This window comes from Methylomusa anaerophila, from assembly GCF_003966895.1.
In the GTDB taxonomy this organism is placed as follows: Bacteria; Bacillota; Negativicutes; order Sporomusales; family Sporomusaceae; genus Methylomusa; species Methylomusa anaerophila.
The window spans coordinates 816,585-838,472 of record NZ_AP018449.1; the positions used below are offsets into that span (position 1 = coordinate 816,585).

At 48.2% G+C, this 21,888-nt stretch carries 14 protein-coding genes and 1 riboswitch; of the genes, 3 read left to right on the forward strand and 11 right to left on the reverse strand.

What is annotated here, in order from left to right; translation table 11 throughout:
* Positions 1–6: 6 nt before the first annotated feature.
* From MAMMFC1_RS22580 to cobT (MAMMFC1_RS03705), 3 genes are all read left to right on the forward strand, one after another.
* Positions 7–768, forward strand: coding sequence for a cache domain-containing protein (locus MAMMFC1_RS22580; RefSeq protein ID WP_408631239.1), 762 nt, complete (start codon positions 7–9; stop codon positions 766–768).
* 477 nt (positions 769–1,245) lie between these two features.
* A riboswitch (cobalamin riboswitch) is annotated at positions 1,246–1,432 on the forward strand.
* Between the two features lie 132 nt (positions 1,433–1,564).
* A complete protein-coding gene (gene cobT, locus MAMMFC1_RS03700) occupies positions 1,565–2,599 on the forward strand; it encodes a nicotinate-nucleotide--dimethylbenzimidazole phosphoribosyltransferase (protein WP_126306578.1) in 1,035 nt (344 codons plus the stop codon).
* A gap of 31 nt (positions 2,600–2,630) precedes the next feature.
* Positions 2,631–3,695 (forward strand): nicotinate-nucleotide--dimethylbenzimidazole phosphoribosyltransferase, encoded by a 1,065-nt coding sequence (gene cobT / locus MAMMFC1_RS03705; RefSeq protein WP_126306580.1) that lies wholly within the window; start codon positions 2,631–2,633, stop codon positions 3,693–3,695.
* A 179-nt stretch (positions 3,696–3,874) separates the two neighbouring features.
* On the opposite strand, the gene nifJ is transcribed toward cobT (MAMMFC1_RS03705), so the two are convergent.
* The 11 genes from nifJ to galE form a co-directional block, all read right to left on the reverse strand.
* Positions 3,875–7,417 carry a pyruvate:ferredoxin (flavodoxin) oxidoreductase gene (gene nifJ, locus MAMMFC1_RS03710; protein ID WP_126306582.1) on the reverse strand — a complete coding sequence of 1,181 codons (3,543 nt, stop codon included), beginning with the start codon at positions 7,415–7,417 and terminating at the stop codon, positions 3,875–3,877.
* 333 nt (positions 7,418–7,750) lie between these two features.
* Entirely contained in the window at positions 7,751–8,644 is an 894-nt protein-coding gene (locus MAMMFC1_RS03715) for a DMT family transporter (RefSeq protein WP_126306584.1), read from the reverse strand.
* Between the two features lie 319 nt (positions 8,645–8,963).
* Entirely contained in the window at positions 8,964–11,369 is a 2,406-nt protein-coding gene (locus tag MAMMFC1_RS03720) for a two-partner secretion domain-containing protein (protein ID WP_126306586.1), read from the reverse strand.
* 15 nt (positions 11,370–11,384) lie between these two features.
* Complete coding sequence (locus MAMMFC1_RS03725; protein WP_126306588.1) at positions 11,385–13,076, reverse strand: ShlB/FhaC/HecB family hemolysin secretion/activation protein; 1,692 nt, start codon at positions 13,074–13,076, stop codon at positions 11,385–11,387.
* Between the two features lie 442 nt (positions 13,077–13,518).
* Positions 13,519–14,097, reverse strand: a complete 579-nt coding sequence (locus MAMMFC1_RS03730; protein ID WP_126306590.1) for a TetR/AcrR family transcriptional regulator — start codon at positions 14,095–14,097, stop codon at positions 13,519–13,521.
* Positions 14,098–14,134: 37 nt separating this feature from the next.
* Positions 14,135–15,328, reverse strand: coding sequence for an MFS transporter (locus MAMMFC1_RS03735; RefSeq protein ID WP_158618629.1), 1,194 nt, complete (start codon positions 15,326–15,328; stop codon positions 14,135–14,137).
* A 480-nt stretch (positions 15,329–15,808) separates the two neighbouring features.
* Positions 15,809–16,732, reverse strand: coding sequence for a UTP--glucose-1-phosphate uridylyltransferase GalU (galU, locus tag MAMMFC1_RS03740; RefSeq protein ID WP_126306594.1), 924 nt, complete (start codon positions 16,730–16,732; stop codon positions 15,809–15,811).
* Between the two features lie 230 nt (positions 16,733–16,962).
* A complete protein-coding gene (locus tag MAMMFC1_RS03745; RefSeq protein WP_232035780.1) occupies positions 16,963–18,369 on the reverse strand; it encodes a glycosyl hydrolase family 28-related protein in 1,407 nt (468 codons plus the stop codon).
* 77 nt (positions 18,370–18,446) lie between these two features.
* Positions 18,447–19,508, reverse strand: a complete 1,062-nt coding sequence (locus MAMMFC1_RS03750; RefSeq protein WP_126306598.1) for an acyltransferase family protein — start codon at positions 19,506–19,508, stop codon at positions 18,447–18,449.
* 29 nt (positions 19,509–19,537) lie between these two features.
* Positions 19,538–20,593 (reverse strand): acyltransferase family protein, encoded by a 1,056-nt coding sequence (locus MAMMFC1_RS03755; RefSeq protein ID WP_126306600.1) that lies wholly within the window; start codon positions 20,591–20,593, stop codon positions 19,538–19,540.
* Positions 20,594–20,857: 264 nt separating this feature from the next.
* Positions 20,858–21,850, reverse strand: a complete 993-nt coding sequence (galE, locus tag MAMMFC1_RS03765) for a UDP-glucose 4-epimerase GalE (protein ID WP_126306602.1) — start codon at positions 21,848–21,850, stop codon at positions 20,858–20,860.
* Positions 21,851–21,888 lie beyond the last annotated feature (38 nt).

Genomic DNA, 21,888 nt, shown 5'->3' on the forward strand with positions numbered 1-21,888 from the left:
AGTAATATGCATACAAAAGCTAATGAAGTAATTGCCGTAAGGACAGCGGATGTCGCTTTTGACACTATTGACAAAATTGACCGTAATTTGTTCGAACGCAACTGTGACGTACAAGCATGGGCAACATTCGAGAAGATTATCCTTTGCTTGAAACACCCCAATGAAGAAAATATCAGCCTGGCTACTTCCTTTATGAAAAATACGGTAGACATCTACGAGGTATACTATGACCTCTATCTGCTAGACTTACAAGGCAAGGTTGTTGCCACAGGAGTGAACCAGGAAATTGTAGGACAAGACATGTCCGGCAGGGAATGGTTTCAACAAACCATAAACGGGAAAAACGTATATGTTAGTGACATGTACTACTCAGCTTCCGCAGGTGGACATACCATTTCCTACTCCTGTCCGGTCAAAGACGAAACAGGCAATATTCTGGGAATATTCACTACCCGTTTCAATTGGAATTTCATTTATGACATCATTGAATCAGCCAGAATTGGCAGTACCGGTGATATTTTCGTTGTGAATAAAGACGGCCTTGTAATTGCATCTAAAAACCGCGCCGGTATTTTATCTACCAGCCTACAGCACCTGGAAGCCGTCGGCAAAGCCATTGCCGGTGAAATGTACGGTTATACGTTAGAAAAGGAGGCAAACGGAAAAACACAAATATGGGGTTTTGCCCACACTAAAGGATACAATGCTTATCCGGGTAAACAGTGGTCTGTTGTCGTTAACGAAAAAATACAGGCCGGGTTAAACTAGAGAGACTTTCTGCTTTTTTTATAATAAAACCTTTCTAATGCAAAGAACCTGCGAAATTCGCAAGTTCTTTGCATTTCCAGCTTTGCCATAGCAAAGACGATTCTTAGCCTTCAATCCTCCTTTAGGATTGGTCATTTTCCTTCAGTATGCTACCCAGAACATCTTCTATCATCTTAATAAAACGGACAGCGTTTTGATACTGTCTTAGCTTTACCCAACCGATATTTAGCCAGTGCAATCACCTGGCATAAAATTCTACTCCTTCTATCTTTATATTACTATAAAAAGGGAGAACCTCAAGCCACTGCTGAAAATGCGCGCTACTTTTCGTTATCACTGAAAGCAGTATGCCGTATTCTGGAGTAAGTTCATAGGTACGTTCAAACACTTCATCATCATATAAATAGTGCAATATATATTGGTTTCAGCCTGGCTTGACGTAACTGCTACGGCTCTGTTATAATAGTTACAAATTACATATTATTCACGGAAAAGGTGCCTCCAGCCGACTGGAGGATAATAGGGAAGTCTAGGCATGATGCTTATGCCGCTAGCGCGGGCCCGCCACTGTACCGGGAAGACTTTACAAGGCCACTCGCAAGGGGAAGGCGTAAACAGTCAATGAACCGGGAGCCAGGAGACCTGCCTTTATCCGTTTTAACAAAGTTCTTCATGGAAAAGAAGGCTTTTTTGGATAATATCCAAAGAAGCCTTTTATTTTTTAAATTTGGCTATAAGGTTCTGAATGTTCTGAACACCAGAATAAATAAGCAAAAAATGGGGGTTGGAATAAGTTATGGGTATATTACCAGAGACACTGTCAAAAATTTCTGCTCCGGACACAGTCGTAATGGAAGAGGTACAAGCCCGGTTGGACAGCCAGATAAAGCCAAAAGGAAGTCTTGGCCGCCTGGAGGGCATGGTAAGACAGTATGCGGGCATACTGCGGCAATCACAGCCGGAATTGGTACGCAACTGCATGGTTATAACTTCCGCCGACCATGGGGTCGCCAAACACGGGATCAGTGCTTATCCGGTGGAAACAACGCTGCAGATGACTGCCAACTATCTGCTGGCCAAAGGCGGCAGTGCCAATGCTTTCGCCAATTTTTGCCGGGCGAACATGGTAGTGGCGGACATGGGAGTGGCCGGCGATTTATCCCATGTTGCCGGGCTGTGGCACCGCAAAATTGCCTACGGCACCCAGGACTTTACCCAGGGACCGGCTATGACGCGTGAGCAGGCTATCCAGGCCATAGAAACAGGAATCGAAATTGTGAACGACCGGGTCCGGCAGGGTTATACCTGTTTTAGCCTTGGTGAAATGGGAATCGGCAATACTACCGCCAGTGCAGCTATTGTCGCCGCTTTTACCGGACTTGCGCCCGAACAGGTCACCGGCCGGGGCACAGGCATATCCGACAGCCGGCTGAAGGTGAAAATCGATGTCGTCCGCCGCGCCCTAACCGTAAACAAGCCGGATGCCGCGGACGGAATAGACGTATTGTCCAAGGTAGGCGGTTTTGAGATCGGCGCCTTGGCCGGTGTTGTTCTCGGATCGGCAGCCAACCACTGTGCTGTTGTCATTGACGGTCTTAACACCACGGCGGCGGCATTAATTGCCAATGCCATTCATCCCTTGAGCAAGGAATATATGCTTGCTTCTCACTTATCCGGTGAGCCGGCGCATATTATTGCTCTAAAATTGCTCAATCTGAAAGCCTGCCTGGATATGGGGGTGCGTCTGGGGGAAGCCATCGGGGCTTCAGTAGTAGTAGATATGCTAAATGTGGCAATTAAAGTGTTGCATAACTTGGATCTGAATTCTTAATTCTTAGGAGGATATTGAGGAGGATATATTAATGTTGGAAGACGTAATTACTCAGATAAAACCCTTAGATGTCCAGGCAATGGAAAAGTGCCAGGTAAGACTTGATAACCTGACAAAACCCCTTGGCAGCCTGCATCATTTTGAACACCTGGCCTGTCAAATGGCCGGAATTACCGGCAACCCAAGACCCCGGACCTTGCCTAAAAGCATTATTCTCATGGCCGGTGATCATGGAGTGGCTGCGGAGGAACCAAGTGCCTATCCGCAGGAAACAACTGCGGGCACCATCGGCAGCCTTTGCAACGGGGGCGCCGCTATCAATGTGTTTGCCGATCATGTTGGCGCTAATCTGGTTATCGTGGATGTGGGTGTAGCGGCAGACTTACCGCCGCTGCCGCGAGTCCACCGCCAAAAGATCGCCTACGGGACGAAAAATATGGCGCAAGAAGCGGCAATGACCCGGGAACAGGCCGTCCAAGCTATTGAAGCGGGAATAAAAACAGCCGGCGAGGAAATAGCCAGGGGCTCACGGGTTTTGGGCTTAGGTGAAATAAGTATGGCCGGCACAACGGCAAGCACGGCAATTATCGCCTGCTATAGTCCGCAGCCGCTGGCCGAATTGGCCGGGGACGGCAAGAAGCTCCAGGTACTGGCGAGGGCATTAGCAGTCAATGCTCCGGACAAAAATGATCCCCTTGATGTGTTAAGTAAAGTCGGTGGTCTGGAGATTGCCGGTTTGGCAGGAGTGATACTGGGGGCCGCCGCGGGCGGAGCGGCAGTAGTGTTAGACGGCTTGGCTACCGGTGCGGCCGCCCTTATCGCTGTGAAAATGGCTCCGGCAGTTAAAAGCTACCTGGTGGGATCCCACTTTGCCGTTGAACCGGCACATCAGGCGGCGCTGGATATTATCGGTATACCGGCCTATATCTATCTTGACATGAGACTGGGTGCGGGAACGGGCGCTGCTTTGGGAATGTCGCTGATTAATGCTTCCCTGCATGTGTTAAACGATATGAAAACCTTCGGCGAAGCGGAAGTACCTGTGGCCCAGGACGGTCCGGGCGCTTTGAAACAAAGCAAGGATGTTAAGGACTAGTTCATCGCCCGCTCCGCTGTTTTGATAGTCGTTGCCGGCATAGCCATAATTGAATTGATTAAAAATAAAAAATACCTTCGATAGCTTCGAAGGTAAAATAGAAATACATTTTATGGCCATTATGGCCATTTTTTTATTCTATAAAGTTGGATGATTTCCTGCATTAATATAGAGATCTGTTATTCTTTGGAAGCGGCTGCCTCCGACGACAATTCATCATACATTTTCGCCAAGCGCTTGTAGGTATCCAATCTTTCAGCCGCATCTTTGGCTGTTTTATCAAACAGCGCGTCGGCTTGGGCGGGGAACTGCTGCTTAAGGGAGGAATACCGCACTTCTCCCATGAGGAATTGCTTAAAGTCGGCGGTAGGTTCCGGGGAGTCCAGCCGGAACGGGTTTTTGCCCATATCTTTCAGGGCTGGATTATAGCGGTACATCGCCCAGTAGCCGGCTTCGACGGCTCGCTTGGCTTCCAGCTGGCTGTTGCCCATACCGGCTTTTAGTCCATGGTTGATGCAAGGCGAGTAAGCGATGAGCAGCGAAGGTCCCGGATAGGCTTCGGCCTCGGCGATGGCCTGCAAAGTCTGCTTTTTGTCAGCCCCCATGCAGATCTGCGCCACATAAACATAGCCATAGCTCACGGCCATCATCCCCAGGTCCTTTTTCTTGGTTGTTTTGCCGCTGGCCGCAAATTTAGCGATGGCCGCGGCCGGAGTGGCTTTGGAGGATTGTCCGCCGGTGTTGGAATATACTTCCGTATCGAAAACCAGTACATTGACATCTTCGCTGGCGGCCAGCACATGGTCCAGTCCGCCGAACCCGATATCATAGGCCCACCCGTCGCCGCCGAAAATCCATTGCGAACGTTTGACAAAGAAATCTTTGTCTTTATAGATTTCATTCAGCAGCGCATCGCTGCCTTTTTCAGCTTCCAGCAAAGTGATAAGCTTGTCGGCTCTTTCCCGCGTTCCGACCCCGTTGTCTTTGTTGGCCAGCCAATCAGCCAGCGCCGTTTCTAGCTCACTGCTGATACTGAGCTTAGCGGCCGCCTCCATCTTCATCGCCAGACCGTTCCTAACTTGTTTTACCCCGAGGAACATGCCCAAACCATATTCGGCGTTATCCTCGAACAGGGAATTGGCCCAAGCCGGACCGTGGCCGCGATGATTGGTGGTATAAGGCATGGATGGCGCGCTGGCGCCCCAGATTGACGAACAGCCGGTGGCATTGGCAACCATCATCCGGTCGCCGAACAATTGGGTGACAAGTTTGGCGTACGGAGTTTCCCCGCAGCCGGCGCAAGCGCCGGAAAATTCAAGCAGCGGCTGTTCAAACTGACTGCCTTTCACCGTTTCTTTGCTCATGGGGTTGGCCTTGGGGGACACTTGCATCGCATATTCCCACAAAGCGGCTTGATTCATCTGCGTGGCTATGGGTTTCATAACCAGCGCTTTTTCCTTGGCCGGACAAACCTGGGCGCAGTTGCCGCAGCCGGTGCAATCAAGGGGTGTAACCGCCATGCGGAAACTAAAGTTTTTGGCGCCGGCAGCAGGTTTTACGGCGAAGCCGGCTGGAGCGGCTTTCAATTCGGCGTCATTGACCAGTATAGGACGGATGGCTGCGTGGGGACAGACATAGGCGCATTGATTACATTGGATACAATTGTCGGTTTGCCATTCCGGCACGTCAATGGCAATGCCGCGTTTTTCGTAAGCGGCCGTACCGGTGGGAAAGGTGCCGTCCTCCATGCCCAAAAAGGCGCTGACTGGCAAGCTGTCGCCTTCCTGACGGTTCACCGGGATCAGGATCTTTTCAATGAATTCAGGCGTTTTGTCCCTTACGGCAGCGTCATCCTGCGCATCTTGCCAGGTGGCAGGTACGGTAATTTTGACGATAGCTTCAACACCTTTATCGATAGCGGCGTTGTTCATGTCCACCACCTTTTGGCCCTTGTTGCCGTAAGAGCTTACCACAGCTTGTTTCAGATATTTAACAGCATCGGCAAGCGGGATAATGTTGGCCAGCTTGAAAAAAGCCGACTGCATGATCATGTTAATGCGTCCGCCCAGTCCGAGTTCCTGGGCGATGCTTACAGCATCAATGGTGTAGAAGCTGATATTTTTGCCGGCGATATAGCGTTTCATGGCGCCCGGCAGATTCTCTTCCAGTTCCCGTGCATCCCAGGTGCAGTTTAGGAGGAATACACCGCCGGGTTTAAGGCCCTCCAGCACATTATATTTATAAACATAGGACTGGTTGTGACAGGCTACAAAGTCGGCTTTGTTGATGAGATAGGGCGATTTGATCGGCTGTTGGCCGAAACGCAGGTGAGATACCGTAATGCCGCCAGACTTTTTGGAGTCGTAGGCGAAATATCCCTGCGCATACATATCGGTATAATCACCGATAATTTTGATAGTGCTCTTATTGGCGCCTACGGTGCCGTCAGAACCTAACCCCCAGAATTTACAGGCTGTCGTCCCCTTAGGAGTGGTGTCAACGTCTTCACCCACCGGCAAAGATGTGTGGGTGACATCGTCAACAATGCTGACCGTAAAGCGGTCTTGCGGTTGAGCCAGCTTGAGGTTGTCAAAGATGGGGATAATGTGGGCCGGAACAATATCTTTAGACCCTAAGCCATAGCGGCCGCCAACGATAACGGGCTGGAAATCCCTCCCGTAGAAAGCGCTTTTAACATCGAGATACAGCGGCTCGCCAATGGAACCGGGTTCTTTGGTACGGTCGAGCACGGCGATTTTCTTGACAGTTTGCGGGATGTATCGGAAGAAGTGTTCCAGTGAGAAAGGACGATAAAGGTGAACGGTCAGCAAGCCAACTTTTTCTCCTTTGGCGTTCAAATAGTCAACGGTTTCTTCAATGGCATCGCAGACCGAACCCATGGCAATAATCAGGCGGTCGGCGTCCGCTGCGCCATAATAGTTGAACAGATGATATTCTCTGCCGGTCAGCTTGCTGATTTCGCCCATGTATTCTTCCACAATGGCCGGAATTGCTGCATAGTAAGGGTTTGCTACCTCCCTTTCCTGGAAGTAAATATCCGGGTTTTGCGCTGTACCCCGTACTACAGGATGATCGGGATTCAAGGCTCGGCGCCGGAAGGCGTTGACCGCATCCATGTCCACCAGTTTCGCCAAATCCTCATTTTGAAGCGTTTCAATTTTCTGAATTTCGTGGGAAGTCCTAAAGCCGTCGAAAAAATTTACGAACGGTACCCGGCCTTTAATTGCCGCTAAGTGGGCCACCGCACCCAAGTCCATGACTTGCTGGACGCTGCTTTCCGCCAACAGGGCGCAGCCTGTCTGCCGGACCGCCATCACGTCTTGATGGTCGCCGAAGATGTTGAGGGAGTTGGCGGCAACCGCCCGGGCGCTGACATGAAACACCCCCGGCAGCAATTCCCCGGCAATTTTGTACATGTTGGGAATCATAAGCAGTAGTCCCTGGGATGCGGTATACGTGGATGTTAACGCGCCGGCCTGCAAGGAGCCGTGCATTGCGCCCGCAGCCCCGGCTTCGGACTGCATTTCCACCACCTTAACCGGTTGTCCGAAAATATTTTTCTTTCCCTGCGCGACCCATTCATCCACATGTTCCGCCATTGGCGACGACGGGGTGATAGGGTAGATAGCTGCAACTTCGGTAAACGCGTAAGATACATGAGCCGCTGCGGTGTTACCATCCATGGTCTTCATTCTTGTCATAAAAACTCTCCTTTTTTCCATATCTGATAAAAAATTCATTTCGAGCATTTCGAGTTTGAAAAAAAGCTCGACTCTCGACTAAGGATACACTCTTACGCCGAGTGTATAGTTGGTCTGACAGCTCGAAGTAAGTTACCCGCGACAGCAGCATAACACCTTACGAAAACTGATAAAAAATAGCATCCAACAAATATAAATAATTCGTCTTTATTTTCTATTATCCTGCTTACTTAGAAAAAAAGACGCAAAATTCATACTATAAAACCGCTAACTTTCCACCGGCCGTGAAACCCCTTGAGCCGCATTCCCGGCAAACCTTACCCCTGTTCCTTTTCATAGCTTACCGGGTCCCAAGCCTCTTTCCAGCATGCCTGTGGTCAGATATACGCCGCAAAATACCAGCAGCCCTCCCAATACTTGCGCTCCGGTGATCGTTTCGCCTAATAGTCCGCTGATAATCGCGGTGAACACAGGTATTAAATTCAAAAAGACACCGACCTTGCTGGCGCCGACCGCCCGTACCGAAATATTCCAGAAAACAAAGGAACCTACCGAAGGGAATATTACCATATAGAAAATTCCGGTAACGGCTAACGGTCCGATTTTCCCGGTGTCGATTCCCTGGGCGGCGGCGAAGGGCGCCATCAAAAGCACCGCGATCCCTGCTGATACTGCTGTGGCGGTAATGGGAGGAGTAGATAATTTCCTTCCTATTAGTGAATACAATGTCCATATCAGGACCGCGGCCAGCATCAGCAGGTCGCCCAGATTAAATTGTGCTTGCAACACTCGTGTAAAATCACCATGGGTTAAAACGATTAAAGCGCCGCTGAGTGAGGCAATAAAGCCCAGTGTTTGCAAGCTGGAAACCCGCTCTCGTAATAAAACTACGGAAAACATGACAATAACTCCGGGATTTAGCGCACTTACCAGGGCAGCATTTGTTGCCGTTGTGTACTCCAGGGCCGAATAAAGAACCAGGTTGTAGCCTATAACCCCTAAAACACCCATGCCTAACAGTAAAAGCCAATCCTTTTTCACCGTACTCCCTGCGGTTTTTTCCATATAGCGGGCAATGGGCAACAAGAGCAATAACGCTAACGACCACCGTGAGAATGTGATCCAAAGGGGAGTCATCTCGGCAATTACATACTTGCCAAACACATAATTCCCGGCCCAGAACAGATTGCATATTATCAACAACAGCCAGATCCGCCATTTGTCCATATGTTTTCAGCTCCTTAGTATGCGAAGGGTAAACCAAGAACACATTTCCATCACTTTGAATTAAAAAACAAAACCAGGCACACTTGATACTTCGTGGAGCATGCCCAATACGATATTTCTGCTGTAATTCCGGAAATCCTCCTGTCTCCGTAATTAAATTGCGTGGCCGGCAAAAATAAATCCGCCGTTTGACTGATATGAATGCAAAAATCCCCGGAACTTCCGAGGATTTTTGCTGGAATTTTCCACGTTATCCGTAGCGCATTATCACCAGGCTCCAAAACTTGTGTAGCAGGAGAAGGAAACCTTACGGCTGCGGCTACTGTTGCCACCGAAGGAAAGGGTAGCCGGAAGTGATATTCCAGGTGTTAGTAAAGTCCCAGCCGGCATAGCTGTTTTTTTGCTTCATTTGGGCCGTCGTCAGGCCGGTAACGCCCGAACTGCCGCCGGAGCCAACGCCGATTGATTGGCCTGATGTTTGATTATCCCAATAGGTATTGGTGATGGTGACTGTACCGCCGTCGCTAGTAATATGCCCCGTCAGGCCGCCGATGAAATATCCGCCAGAAACCGCGCCAGTACTATAAGAGTTTGTGACACTGGCTGTGCTATTATTAGTAGTGTCGTAACTATAGTGACTATAAGTTTCGTTAAGCCCAACCAGACCACCGACTTCATAGTTACCGGTAACCGTCCCAGTACTGTAAGAATTCGTGATATTGGCCGTACTCGCAGTATCATAGTTATTCTCCCACCAGCCGGCGTCATAACCAGCAAAGTTATCTCCCACCAGACCGCCGACATCTTTGTCGCCATAAACCCTGCTAGTGCTATAACAATTTGCGATACTGGCCGTACTATTATTATTATTGCTATTATCATTTTGAGTATGGTTAATTCCCACCAGTCCACCGACTGCTGCATAGGTACCAGTAACCGTGCCAGTGCTGTAAGAATTTGTGATACTGGCCGTTCCCGCAGTGGCATAGTTGTCCCCCGCTAAGCCGCCGAGATTCATTTCACCTTCCACAGAGCTAGTGCTGTAACAATTTGTGATACTGGCCGTTCCGGCACTAGCAAAGTTCACACCCACCAGGCCACCGACTACATAGGTGCCAGTAACCGTGCCAGTGCTGTAACAATTTGTGATGCTGGACGTACCATTATAACCATAATTCGACCCCACCAGGCCACCGATGTCAGTTCTGCCGGTAATCGTTTCATTCACAAGGCCAACATTGCTAATCGTTGCGTTTTGAGCGTAGCCGAACAAACCGACATCATCCGTTGAAGGCCGGTTGATCGTCAATCCCGTAATGGTATGACCACCGCCGTCAAACTTGCCGGTAAATGGCGAATTCCAGGCTGGGCCCACCGGCGCAAACCCGGCTCCATCATTCCAGCTCGCCGTCGCGCTGGCATCCACATCCCTGCTCAGCCCGTAATAGCCGGCTAAATTAGTATTCATCGCCTGCAACTGGTTGACATCATTCACCAGCATATAGGCCGTCAGGCTGCCGGTAACTTTATCTGAGTACGAGTTGCCACTGCCGTCGGACTTGGTAGCGGCATCGGTGTAACTTACCGGGTTATAGTATATCGCCACATTCTTGCCGCTAACGGCTGCGCCAGGGTCGATGGTTACCGTGCTGGCTGCAGCCCCGGTCCCGCCTGTTCCCGCCCTTAGGACAAGGTCGCCCGCCGCTTTGATATTGGCGGCGCCGGCGATGTGGATATTGTCTCCCCGGACCGTAATTGTGCCGCCCGGTGAACCGGCGTCCCGCACGCTGGCGTCCAATACGCCGCTGTTGGCCACTGTGCCGTTGGTGCCGCCCTCCAGACGGATAACGCCGTTCACATTGTTGATGCTTTTGGCCTGGATGGTGCCAGTGTTATTGATGACCGTACCAGCCAAAGCATCGGCTGCGCTGGCAGCCATGATGACCTGGCCGCCGTCGGCCCGGATCAGGTGCCTGTTGTCCGCCAAAGCGTGAAACGCCGACCGGTTTACTGCCAGGGACAGAAGCTTGTCGCCGGCGAAATCAAGGGTTACCTCTTTGCCTGCCGCCAAGGCCACCGTACCCTGTTTGGCCGTGATAATTCCCCGGTTGGAAACCTTCCGGCCAAGGAGCGCCACATAGCCGCCTGTGGTTGTCATAATGTTGCCATGGTTGACTACCGAACCGCCGCTGCCGCTGAAATCATCAAATTTTCCCGCCTTAAAGTCACTGTCAGATATATTCAATGTCGATGCCACCAAGCCGCCGACATTGACCTGAGAGCCACACGCAAAGAGTATCCCGTTGGGATTGATGAGAAATACCTTGCCGTTGGCGCTGAGAGCGCCGTAGATAACGGAAGCGTCATTGCCGACCACTCTGTTGAGGGCAATGGCGCTGGCGCTTGGCTGCAGGAAGTTTACTGTTTCACCGGCATTAATACCGAAAGTCTGCCAGTTGATACCCAGCTTATTAGTCTTTTGGGTAATGGTCATGGTTTGGCCGTTTTCACTAATGGCTCCCTTACCGACGGTAACTGTTCCGCCGGCAGGATTGGCATAGACACTGGTCACGGCGGCCAGCGTCAGGCTGATTGCCATGACCGGCGGCAACAGGCCTTTGGCCAGTGTTTTCATGGAATTATTCCCTTTTTGCGACATCGCGCCCTGCAGGTTGCAACCCTTGTCCTTGCAGCGCTCCCAGGTGCGTCGCCATGATCGTTGCATTGTAACAGGACCTCCTTATATATTTTTTACGCCTTGCAGCCAAAAACGACCGCTTTTGTCGGTGTCGGCAGTTGCTGGATCGGAAGTTAGCTTCCAGGCGTAGTCCAGCCGGATACTGTAATCCTCTGCTTTGCTAAAAATGAGTCCCAGCCCGGCGCCGGTAAGATGCCGGCTGTTAACACCGGCGTCCGGCCAGGGCTTTTTGTTGATGGTTATTTGGCCGCTGTCAATGAAAGCAGCCAGTTGGAAGGCCGGTGTCGGCAGGTTCCAGCGCAGTTCACCGTTAACCAGGTATCCCTGGTCACCGGATGCTTCGCTCTGGGGGTAGGCTCTTACGCCGTTAACGCCGCCAAGACAAAGCTTTTCCGAGGAGTCCAGGTTTTTATCGGCAAATTGCCCGGTAAGCCCCAGATAGAAGGTGAGGCGGGAATTGAGGTATTGCATGCGGCTAAAACTGATATTGGCTTTGCTGTAGGAACCGGCGGTTTGAGCGGTGATGCTGTCGATAGCTTGGGCCTCGCTGCTGTCGATAGTCAGACTGCCGGCGGCAAAAGTCAGGGCAAAACTGTTTATTCCCCCGCCGCCCCACTTGTCCCGGCTATCGCCGCTAAGACCGAAAGCCCAAACCTGAGCCCTTTTGTCGGTAATACTGGCAAGGGCATCGATGCGGTCTTCCAACTTCTTGTGTTCATAGCCGATACGGCTATAGAGGTTGTAGTTACGGCTACGGACAAGGGGATAGGTGACGTAAATGCCGGTTGTTTTGGATTCGCCGCTGGCATTTAGGTCGGCAAAGTCTTCCCTCAGGGCATAATGCAGCTGGGCATAACCCAGGCCGAGGCGGAGGCCCTGTCCGCCTACGGGCAACAGATAATTCCAGGTTGTATCATTCAGGCCGCGTCCGGCGGTAATTTCCCGGATGTTGACCGCATCACCCAGACCGCTGGGATTATTGGCAGTTAGGCTGATGCTGCCGCGAATCTGACCGGTAAAACGGATGCCGTAGTTGTCGATGGATATTTGACCGGTAGTCTTTGCCGTATCGTTAATTTCTACAATGAGGTCAGCAGTGCCGGATGTCTTGCCCGGGGCCAGGGTTGCCTGGACGTTAACACCGCTGGTGTCATTTAACAATAGCAGCGCCCGCTCCAGGCTGTCGCTTTTAATGTAGTCGCCGCTTTTTATACTGCTGAGCAATCTGTCGACGGCAGAATCAGCAAGTTGGGAATGGTTGCGTATGTCGAGATCGCCATACTGTCCGATTTCGACCGCTATCTCTACAACACCGTCCTTGATGTCTTGCGCCGGAATATAGGCGTAGGCCACGATGTAGCCTTGTTCGTGCAGGTATTCGGCAATACGTGCCGCCAGGTCTTCCAATTGGGACAAGGTAAGTTCCCGGCCCAGGGTATCCTGTACCACGGCCCGCAGCCGGTCCTCACTGAAAATTGTTTGCCCGGTAATATGAACGCCGGCTACTTTTACTCTTGGCCCCTGGGTTGACGGCGAGACACTTTTTCCTTGCTGTTCGATTTCAATGTTGACGTCAGATTGGCTTCTTTCGAATATTTTGCGTTCTTCCAGACTGCCGGCGGTTTTGCCGGCATCCGGTTTATCAAAGCCAGAAACCGATGAGGCGGCGCCAAATATTAACGCAACGGCAAGACTCAGACAAAGTTTGCCGTTGCGCCGTTTTTTTGAAAGCATAGTTTCCTCCTTTCCGATTATGAGTTAACTCTAAGTTGGTCTAAATACTTTACAGTTCATTTGTACACTTCTTTTTATTTATTTAAATATTTAAATATATCATGTTGAAAATTGGACATCCGGGTATCAGGATAGGCTGAGGTTAAGCGCCAGCATTGAAGGGTTCGACATTGCTTCAGGCTTTATAATTTACAAAATTTATCTTATATGTTTTAATATACTATAAAAGTATTTATTTTCCTGTCAAATTCAAATTACTTATACAGTTCGATTTTGTAAAAATTTTGTAAATTATTTCGGCTAATGTAGGGTTGTCACCGATATATTACTCACATAGAAAAAGGCTACCGTCAGCATATTGCAGGCGATAACCGTCATTTTTTATATTAAATATTCTCTTTGGGAGCAAGTTCCGGTTCTTCGCCCCTTGCCGCTGAATAGATCACTCCGGTGGGCAGTTGTCGGCTGTACGGTCGGCAAGTATGCCGTACATAAGCACATCAGCCGTATAGGTAAGCGCTTGCAGCAACGAAATGTTATGGTGGACGAGGAAACGGTAATCGATAATCTCTTTGTGAGCCCCGCTCAGCATTTTCTTAATGATAGGAAGACTGATGGGACGCAAATGACCGTTTTCTATTCCTTCCTGCAGAAACTTCTCAATGCCCCCCCATTTTTCATCCATAAGCCGGTCAAACTTATCCCACTCCGCCGGCAAATAACGTCTTATGTCATCGGCGATTTGCCCCTCTACCGGCAGAATATTTTGCTGGGGCGTAAGCATTTTTTTCAGTCTTTCCGGATAAGAAATGCTCTGGTCATGCAATATCTTTTCGTGTTGTTCGTGGATCTCTTGCAGACATTGATCAATTATAGCGCCGATAAGCTCTTCTTTCGATGTAAAATACTCATACAATAAACGTTTGCTGACTCCCAGGCACCTAGCTAAATCAGCCATGGTAAACTTAATACTTTTTATCCGCATCTCCTCAGCCGCAGCCAACATAATTCGTTTGCGCATCCACTTCCCCCTTATATTGCACTAATGACGGGAGTAATCACCGGCTTTCCCGCAGCAGGGGCAGCATGGCTGCAACCCCCAGCAATCCCATCAAAGCCAGATACATAAAACCGCCTTTGAAATTGCCCAGCCAGTTAATGAACAGACCAACCATGACCGGCGCAAAAGCCGCCCCGCCGTTGGCTAATCCGTTCATAAGCCCCGCCCCGGCTCCGGACGCCTGACCGGGAAGAATTCCCTGCAACATTGTCCAGATAATGGGCAGGCCGGCAGCAAGGGATGTAATGCTGCCAGTAATAAAGAAAGCTGCGTAGAACTGACTGGTACTGAAAAGACTTGCCAGAATTCCCGCTACCGACCCTAACAGCGACAATACTGCAAAAATCCCCCGCCGCTTAAGCCGGTCCGAAAAATAACCGATCAACACTGCGGCTATTGCCCCGGCAAAGTATGGCAGTGACGCCCAGGTACCGGTATTACCCCAGGAGAACCCCTGAGTATTTTTAAGATAAGTAGGCAGCCAGGCAATAGTCCCCCACCACATGGAAGCATGACAAAAGCTGAAAAAGGTAACGAGCCAAAAGCGGTAATCCGTAATAATTTGTTTATAGTAAGCACGCAACGATAAAGATAATGGTTGGGTCGCCGCTGCCTGCCCCATGCCGGCTCTCTTTATCCCGGATGGGGCATCGGCTGTACAAAACCATAACAAGATTACCGGGATTACATTGATTAAAGCCAGAGTAAAAAAACTCGCCCGCCAGCCAGCCGACTGGATCAGCCAAACCAGAAACCGCATGGAAAAGGCCGGCCCCAGAATAAGCCCCATCAACCACAGTGAATTAGCCCTGGCCCGTTTTTCCGGTTCAAACCAATTTCCCACATATTTGCTTTGCATCGGCCAGTGAACCCCCTCGGCTAATCCCAGGAGAATCCGTGATGCAAACAGCACAGCGACGGAAGGACTCAGCCCCCCCAACGCCATGGCGGGAGCCCATGCCGCTGTTGCCACAGTCATTACTTTCCGGGGACCAAACACATCTCCCAAAGGACTGAACAGCATATTGGCCAGGGCATAGGGCAGCAAAAATAACGTCATAATCATACCCAAGGCGACTGGTTTGCCTTGTAGGCCCAAATCCCGCAAGAAGCTCTCGTCGGCGATTAGAATGGAGGCATTTACTCTGTCGGCATAAGCAATCAGTAATACAAAAAATAAAATAGCGAGCAATCTATATTGCGGTTTTATAGCAATTCCTCCTAACCGAAATATCATATAATATCATATAATATCATGTAACATATATAAAAATTTTCGCATCGACCCCGCTATACTTTTGTTCGCCCTCCGCTGCCCAACTCCTGCCAGGCAGGCAGTTCAACGGTCCTGGTAACGCTTGAACCTTTGACCCTGAACTTTTCAGCCGTTTTCGCCCCGTTGTATCTTTTCCCGCCGGGGGGGGGCTGGCGGTTTATCTCTTTTTTTGATAAAATATGACAGGATGTACTAAATAAATTGACTGAGGTGTCGATATGTTTTGGATTACTCTAGCTATCGGAGCTTTAATTGGAGCAGCAATAACAGCCATTGTAATAGGGCTATGCATCAAAAAGCCGGATAGCCGGAATAAGAATAACATCTAGAAAAAAACGCGCAGCGTTTGAAACCGCTGCGCCTTGAGATAATGCTGATAGGCAGGTTCTGGCGTCATTATTTTTCAGCAACGGAAGCCGTTGCCGCAATTTCCTTGCTAATAACCGGGCCCACTTTTTTAACCAAATAATTAAGAAATTTTTCTCTGAGATCAGGACGCTTCAGGGCAAACTCCATCGTCGCCTCCAGATACCCCTGCTTATCGCCCACGTCATAACGGCGTCCCTCGAAATTATATGCATATACAGGTTTAAGAGAAGCCAGCCGTTTAAGCGCGTCAGTCAACTGAATCTCACCGCCGCTGCCCGGAGGAGTTTCCTCCAGCAGAGCAAAAATCTCCGGCTCAATTATATAACGTCCCAGCACCGCCAAGCGCGAGGGGGCTGCTTCCATAGCAGGCTTTTCCACCATATCCACGGCCTGCCATACATTTTCTTTTACGGGGACAGGCTTAATGATGCCATATTTGGAAACATTGGCCGCGGGAACTTCCTGTACCCCGAGAATTGACCCCTGGCAGTCGTTATATACATTCATCAATTGTTTCAGGCAGGGAACTTGCGCATCCACAATATCATCACCCAATAAAACGGCAAAAGGTTCATTGCCGACAAACTGCTTGGCGCAGAGAACGGCATGTCCCAGCCCTTTTGCCTCTTTTTGGCGTACATAGTGAATCGTCACCCGGGATAATTCCTGAACCAAGCCCAGAAGATCATATTTCCCCTGTTCCTTGAGCGTGACTTCCAGTTCCACTGCCCGGTCAAAATGATCCTCTATCGCCCGCTTATTGCGGCCGGTAATAATCAGAATATCCTTGATCCCCGATTGAATAGCTTCTTCGATAATATACTGTATTGCCGGTTTATCTACTATTGGCAGCATTTCCTTAGGCTGCGCCTTGGTAGCCGGCAAAAATCGCGTTCCCAGGCCTGCCGCCGGAATGATCGCTTTGCGAATAACCGTTTGCTTGATTGACATATCCAAACCACCTTCCCGTATTTTTATATATTTTTATATTTTTAACTATGAGTTACGAGTTACCAACTTCACGCGTGTTTGTGTATCACTGCCATATTGTCTCAATTCCCCCTCCCTGTAGCTTACCTGTTACCTTCCACTAACAATGACGGAGTATCTTGTATTTTATGAAATCAGCAGTGAATGCTGGTGCTATTCGATTGCCTTTTTACGGGACATAGCCGGCAAAATTATTGTCCCTGATTGTATTTAATATACTGTTTTGCAGAATCCGGCACTTCCAGTGAACTGTTCTCGATGACAGGATCGGTAATGGTCAATTCCTGTATCTCTTGATTAGGCATTTCCTGAATGTAAAATGCGCCCATCATTTTTGGCGCGCCTTGGGTTGTGCCAATCACCGGACTATAGATGTGAACGTTGCCAATGCCGCCGGTCCGGGTTACCTTATTATCATTATTATGGTATATGGCAATCGCCGCTCCGGTACTTCCATCCCTTTTGCCACTCCTGTTGGCATCAATAACCCTGGGCTGGTTTATCGCAATGTGAAAAGAACGATGGTCATGTCTTTGAATCGACAGGCCATTTCTTTTTGAGTTGTCCCACTCCGGATTTTCAATCAGCAGATTTCCCGGAACAATTGCATTATTGCTGGCAATTAGCATGCCCCTGTCGCTGGCATCATCATGGTGGTTACTGATCTCAATACTCACAGCAGCGTTCGTTCCGCCAATTTGTTGTAGAACTACGGAAATACCTGCGCCGGCATTGCCAGCAGTGAAGGGTTCAACAAGTTTTATTTCTTCCAGAACATCGCTTATCTTGTTGGGCTCAATATCGATGCCGGCTGACGGCAGTGTACCGTTGGTGTTCGTTAGCCGCGGCCGAATAATTTCAATTCTGCGGCCGCAAATCAGGGATATGCCCTGGCGCCGGTTGTTGTCGGCCTGAACATCAATCAGGCGGACATCTTCACTTACTTTACCCGCCGTCCCTGATCCAATATAAAATCCATCGCCCCACAAATTGTTGCAAACGGTATTCGCGACCGTAATGTTACTTGACCCTAATATCTGGATGCCCATGCCCCATTCACCGGTTGTCCCGGTATGCTGGGCCCGCTCACCCTCAATAACCCCGCCTTGAATCGTGATGTTGCTGGCATCCTTTATGGTCAGCACAGCGTAACGTTCACTGTTATTAGGTACCGCCTTAAGAACAGTATTGGGCGCCATTTTTAAAGTGACACCATTCTTTATCCGAATGGATTGCACGGCATCCACCAGATAAACCCCTTCAGGAATAACAACTGTTCCTCCGTCCGGGGGAACAGCGTCGACCGCCGCTTGAATAGCGGCAGTATCGTTTGTCACACCGTCACCTTTGGCATTATATGATTTGACATTAATTGCATTCGCATCATCTATCTCTACGGCAGTATTATTTATTTCTGCTACAGTATTATTATTTAGAGCGGCCGGGTCTTGCGCTCCTGTTAGCCCGGAAGAGCTTGCCGTAATATTCGTTGGTTTTTGCGAATCAAATCCCAATGCCTCCCTGGGCACTCTGTATAACACAAAAGCAATCATCAGCGCAACTCCACACATTATGGAAATCAACCACTTCATTTTCATGCTCACATGCTTTTCCCCCAATTACTTTTTCTTGGTATCTCAATGAAAGTAGACCACCCACTCCGTTTTCCGGGAATTTACCTTCCACCAACAATGATGGAATACCCTGTGGGGGATAGTCGTTTAAAGCTCCTGCCAATAATCATTACTAAACAAATAACGAAAATCGGCGCCAACAAGTACGCTGTAAGTAATGTACCATGGGAAACACCCAGAAACTTTAAAGTAAGTTTCCTGGTTATAACCAGCGCCGGTTCGTGCATGGCATAAATAAAAAAAGTATAATTTGAATATCTTAAAAGAATTTCGCTACCGGATAATGTCCAGTCATAAATGTGCCAAATAGCGGTTAGCCCAAGTAATATGGCAGCTTTCGAAAAATAGGGGATAAAAGGACCAGGGAAGGCTAATTCTATATAGGTTTTACAAAAGATCACGATTAGCCAAGTAACGAATATTGCCGACGTAATATTCAGGGATAACTCCCGGCGAAGGTTGAATTTATGTATTGCCAGGTAGCTTCCTAACATAAAAAAGAATATTCCCTGATTACTGATCCAAAGAAAGTTTACATTTAATACCCAACAAACAAATAGCGCCATCACGCTATATATTTTCAAATGATATATAAGCCTGTATATAACCGGGGTAAAAAGTACATAAACCATCAAATCTCTAATAAACCATAATTGATATGCAAATGGATCAAAGAGTATCCTGTTGATGAGATCGAAAAGTGTATAGTTATTAATAATATTACTAGGCAGGGTAAAATAGGGACGGCTGAAAGGAAGGTTTTGCAGAATGTAAAAGATTAAAAATGAAAGACCACTCCAAAATAAATAGGGAATTACCAAAGTATGTATTCTTTTTCTCATTTTCACCAAAAATGCTTGCCATGTAGGTTGCTGGAAATTATAAAAAAATAAATAGCCTGAAATTAAAAAGAAAAGCGGGACTGCTATCCGGGTTATTCCCTGAGTGATAAAAGTTTGAATGAAAGTGTTTGGATTAAGTCCTATAATCCGTAAGGACTCCGCCGGTAAATTAGTATTAAGGTTGTAGGAGTGTAAATAGACTACCATTATTATTGAAATAAAAGATAAAACTTTTAATTTTCTACTCAGGTAAGTATCCATTTTATTGCTGTCCCCCGGTTCAATATGATCTATTGATGTTGTCTCATACCACTAATGTCTAAAGGACGTGCCAGCGCTTTTCTTATTACATTCTTGGTTAACCACTGTTCAATGTAGAGGTATGAAAAGTGAGATAAAAACGTGGCTAGCAACAACCCGACCGTACCAAAACATAATATTACATAATATACTAAGTTATTGGCGATGATGTACCCGGAAAATTTGCTAAAAACCAGCTTTAGCGGATATAATGCAAAAGGGTGTATCAAGTAAAGACTATAGCTTATGTCCCCGTAATACTTAAAGAATTTTGTTCGGAGGAGCTTGGACATTATCCCTTGCTGTTTTACAACAGGAAGAAAAAATAATGTTCCTAAAATCAAATAAGCAAAAATGTTTCTGGGTATGGCTAGCATTAAGGCGAAAACAAACGGACAAATAAATGCCAGCGTATTGTTCATATTGTTTATATTAATATTTTTGTAGCTTAGATAGAAGCCAAGCCAACCTATGGCAAAGAATATCATTGGCTTGTGGGTATAGATAAGAATAAGCACTGCGGTAGCCCAAAAAAGATACAAAATCGTTTTAACCATTTTTTGTTTTTGCTTCTGGTTCATCACCAGGTAAAACAGTACAGACATGGCAACATAAAATGCAAATTCATAGCTTAGTGACCAGGCATTTTTTTGGGCTATTGGAATTCTAAACATACCTGGCAGCATAAAGAGGTTCGTTAAAAAATTTTTAATGTATTCAAAGATGCTAATGTTTTTAAACCATTCATATCCGATAATCGGACCGGTTGCGAAGACAATTAAATGCAGCGTCAAAAATACAGGGTATATTCTTATTATCCGGTTTATAAAGAATTCCTTGATGTTATCATGCTTCAACAAGCTTAACGGGATAACAAAGCCGCTAATCATAAAAAAAATATTTACCCCAATTAACCCTAACGATGTTTTCCCCTGGAGTAATCCTCCCGTTACGGACATGCCATAGACATGTGCGAATACTACAAGTAAAGCGCATAAGCCTCTTAATCCATGGATAGTCATATTGCGATCCATATTCTTTTTCATATATCACCTCAGTTTTACCTTGATAGCAAAAGGATCCTTAAACTGCTTGGCGCATAGAACAGCATGTCCAAGCCCTTTTGCCTCCTTTTGATATACCTGGTGGATGGTAAACCTGAGACAATTTCTCAAATTCTCAACCAAGCTCAACTGATCATACTTGATGATCAGTTGAGCATTCCCCCGCAGGCAACCGGAATAAATATTCTCTACCCTGTTGCTTTAGTTCGACAATCCGCTCGCGGATCTAGGCTCGCTATTTATGGATCACGATTCGCCAAATCCATGCGGATTGTTTTTATGCCACTGCCATGCTGATCTAATAATTGTGTCAAGTTCACTACAGGCTGGTTTCCAGCCTAGTTCCTGCCGTATCCGCTCTGACGACGCAACCAGTATGGCGGGATCGCCCGCCCGCCGCTCTTTCTCCTGAACGGGAAAATCAATACCGGTCACAAATTTTGCTCTGTCAATAACCTCGCGTACACTGAAACCTCTCTCGGACCCGAGATTGTATATCCTGGACGCTCCGCCGGCCTGCAAATACTCCAAAGCCAGTACATGGGCCTGCGCCAGGTCGGTAACATGTATGTAATCCCGGATACAGGTGCCGTCCGGCGTCGGATAGTCGGTACCATAAATATCGATTGCTTGCCGCTGACCCAGGGCGGTCTTCAGAACCAGGGGGATTAAATGGGTCTCCGGTGCATGATCCTCGCCAATTGTCCCGCTGTTAAGCGCCCCGGCGGCGTTAAAATAACGCAGGGACACGTATTTTAAGCCATAAGCTTGGGAAAAATCGGCCAAAATACCTTCGATGACCAATTTAGTCCGGCCATATACATTCGTAGGGTTTGTCCGAAAATTTTCAGCTATCGGCCAAAGCTCCGGCTCCCCGTAAACAGCCGCGGTGGATGAAAAGACTATTCTATTGACGCCGCATTTACGCAATGTATTTAAGAGGGCCAGCGTAGCGACTACGTTGTTTTCATAATACTTCGCCGGGTCTTGCATCGACTCGCCTACCAGGCTGTCGGCGGCGAAATGAATCACCGTGTCAATATGATTTGCCTCGATAGTTTCGGCCAGCCTCGCTGCTTCGCGAATATCCCCCATAATCAAAGGTATGCCGGCCGGCACGGCTCCCCGGTGTCCTTTGGACAAATTATCATAAACCACGACTTGCTGGTTGGTCTTTATAAGCTCATAAACGGTATGAGATCCGATATAGCCGGCGCCGCCGGTGACAAGTACTCCCAAAATAATTCCTCCCACCCTAAATAAATATTTGTTAAATT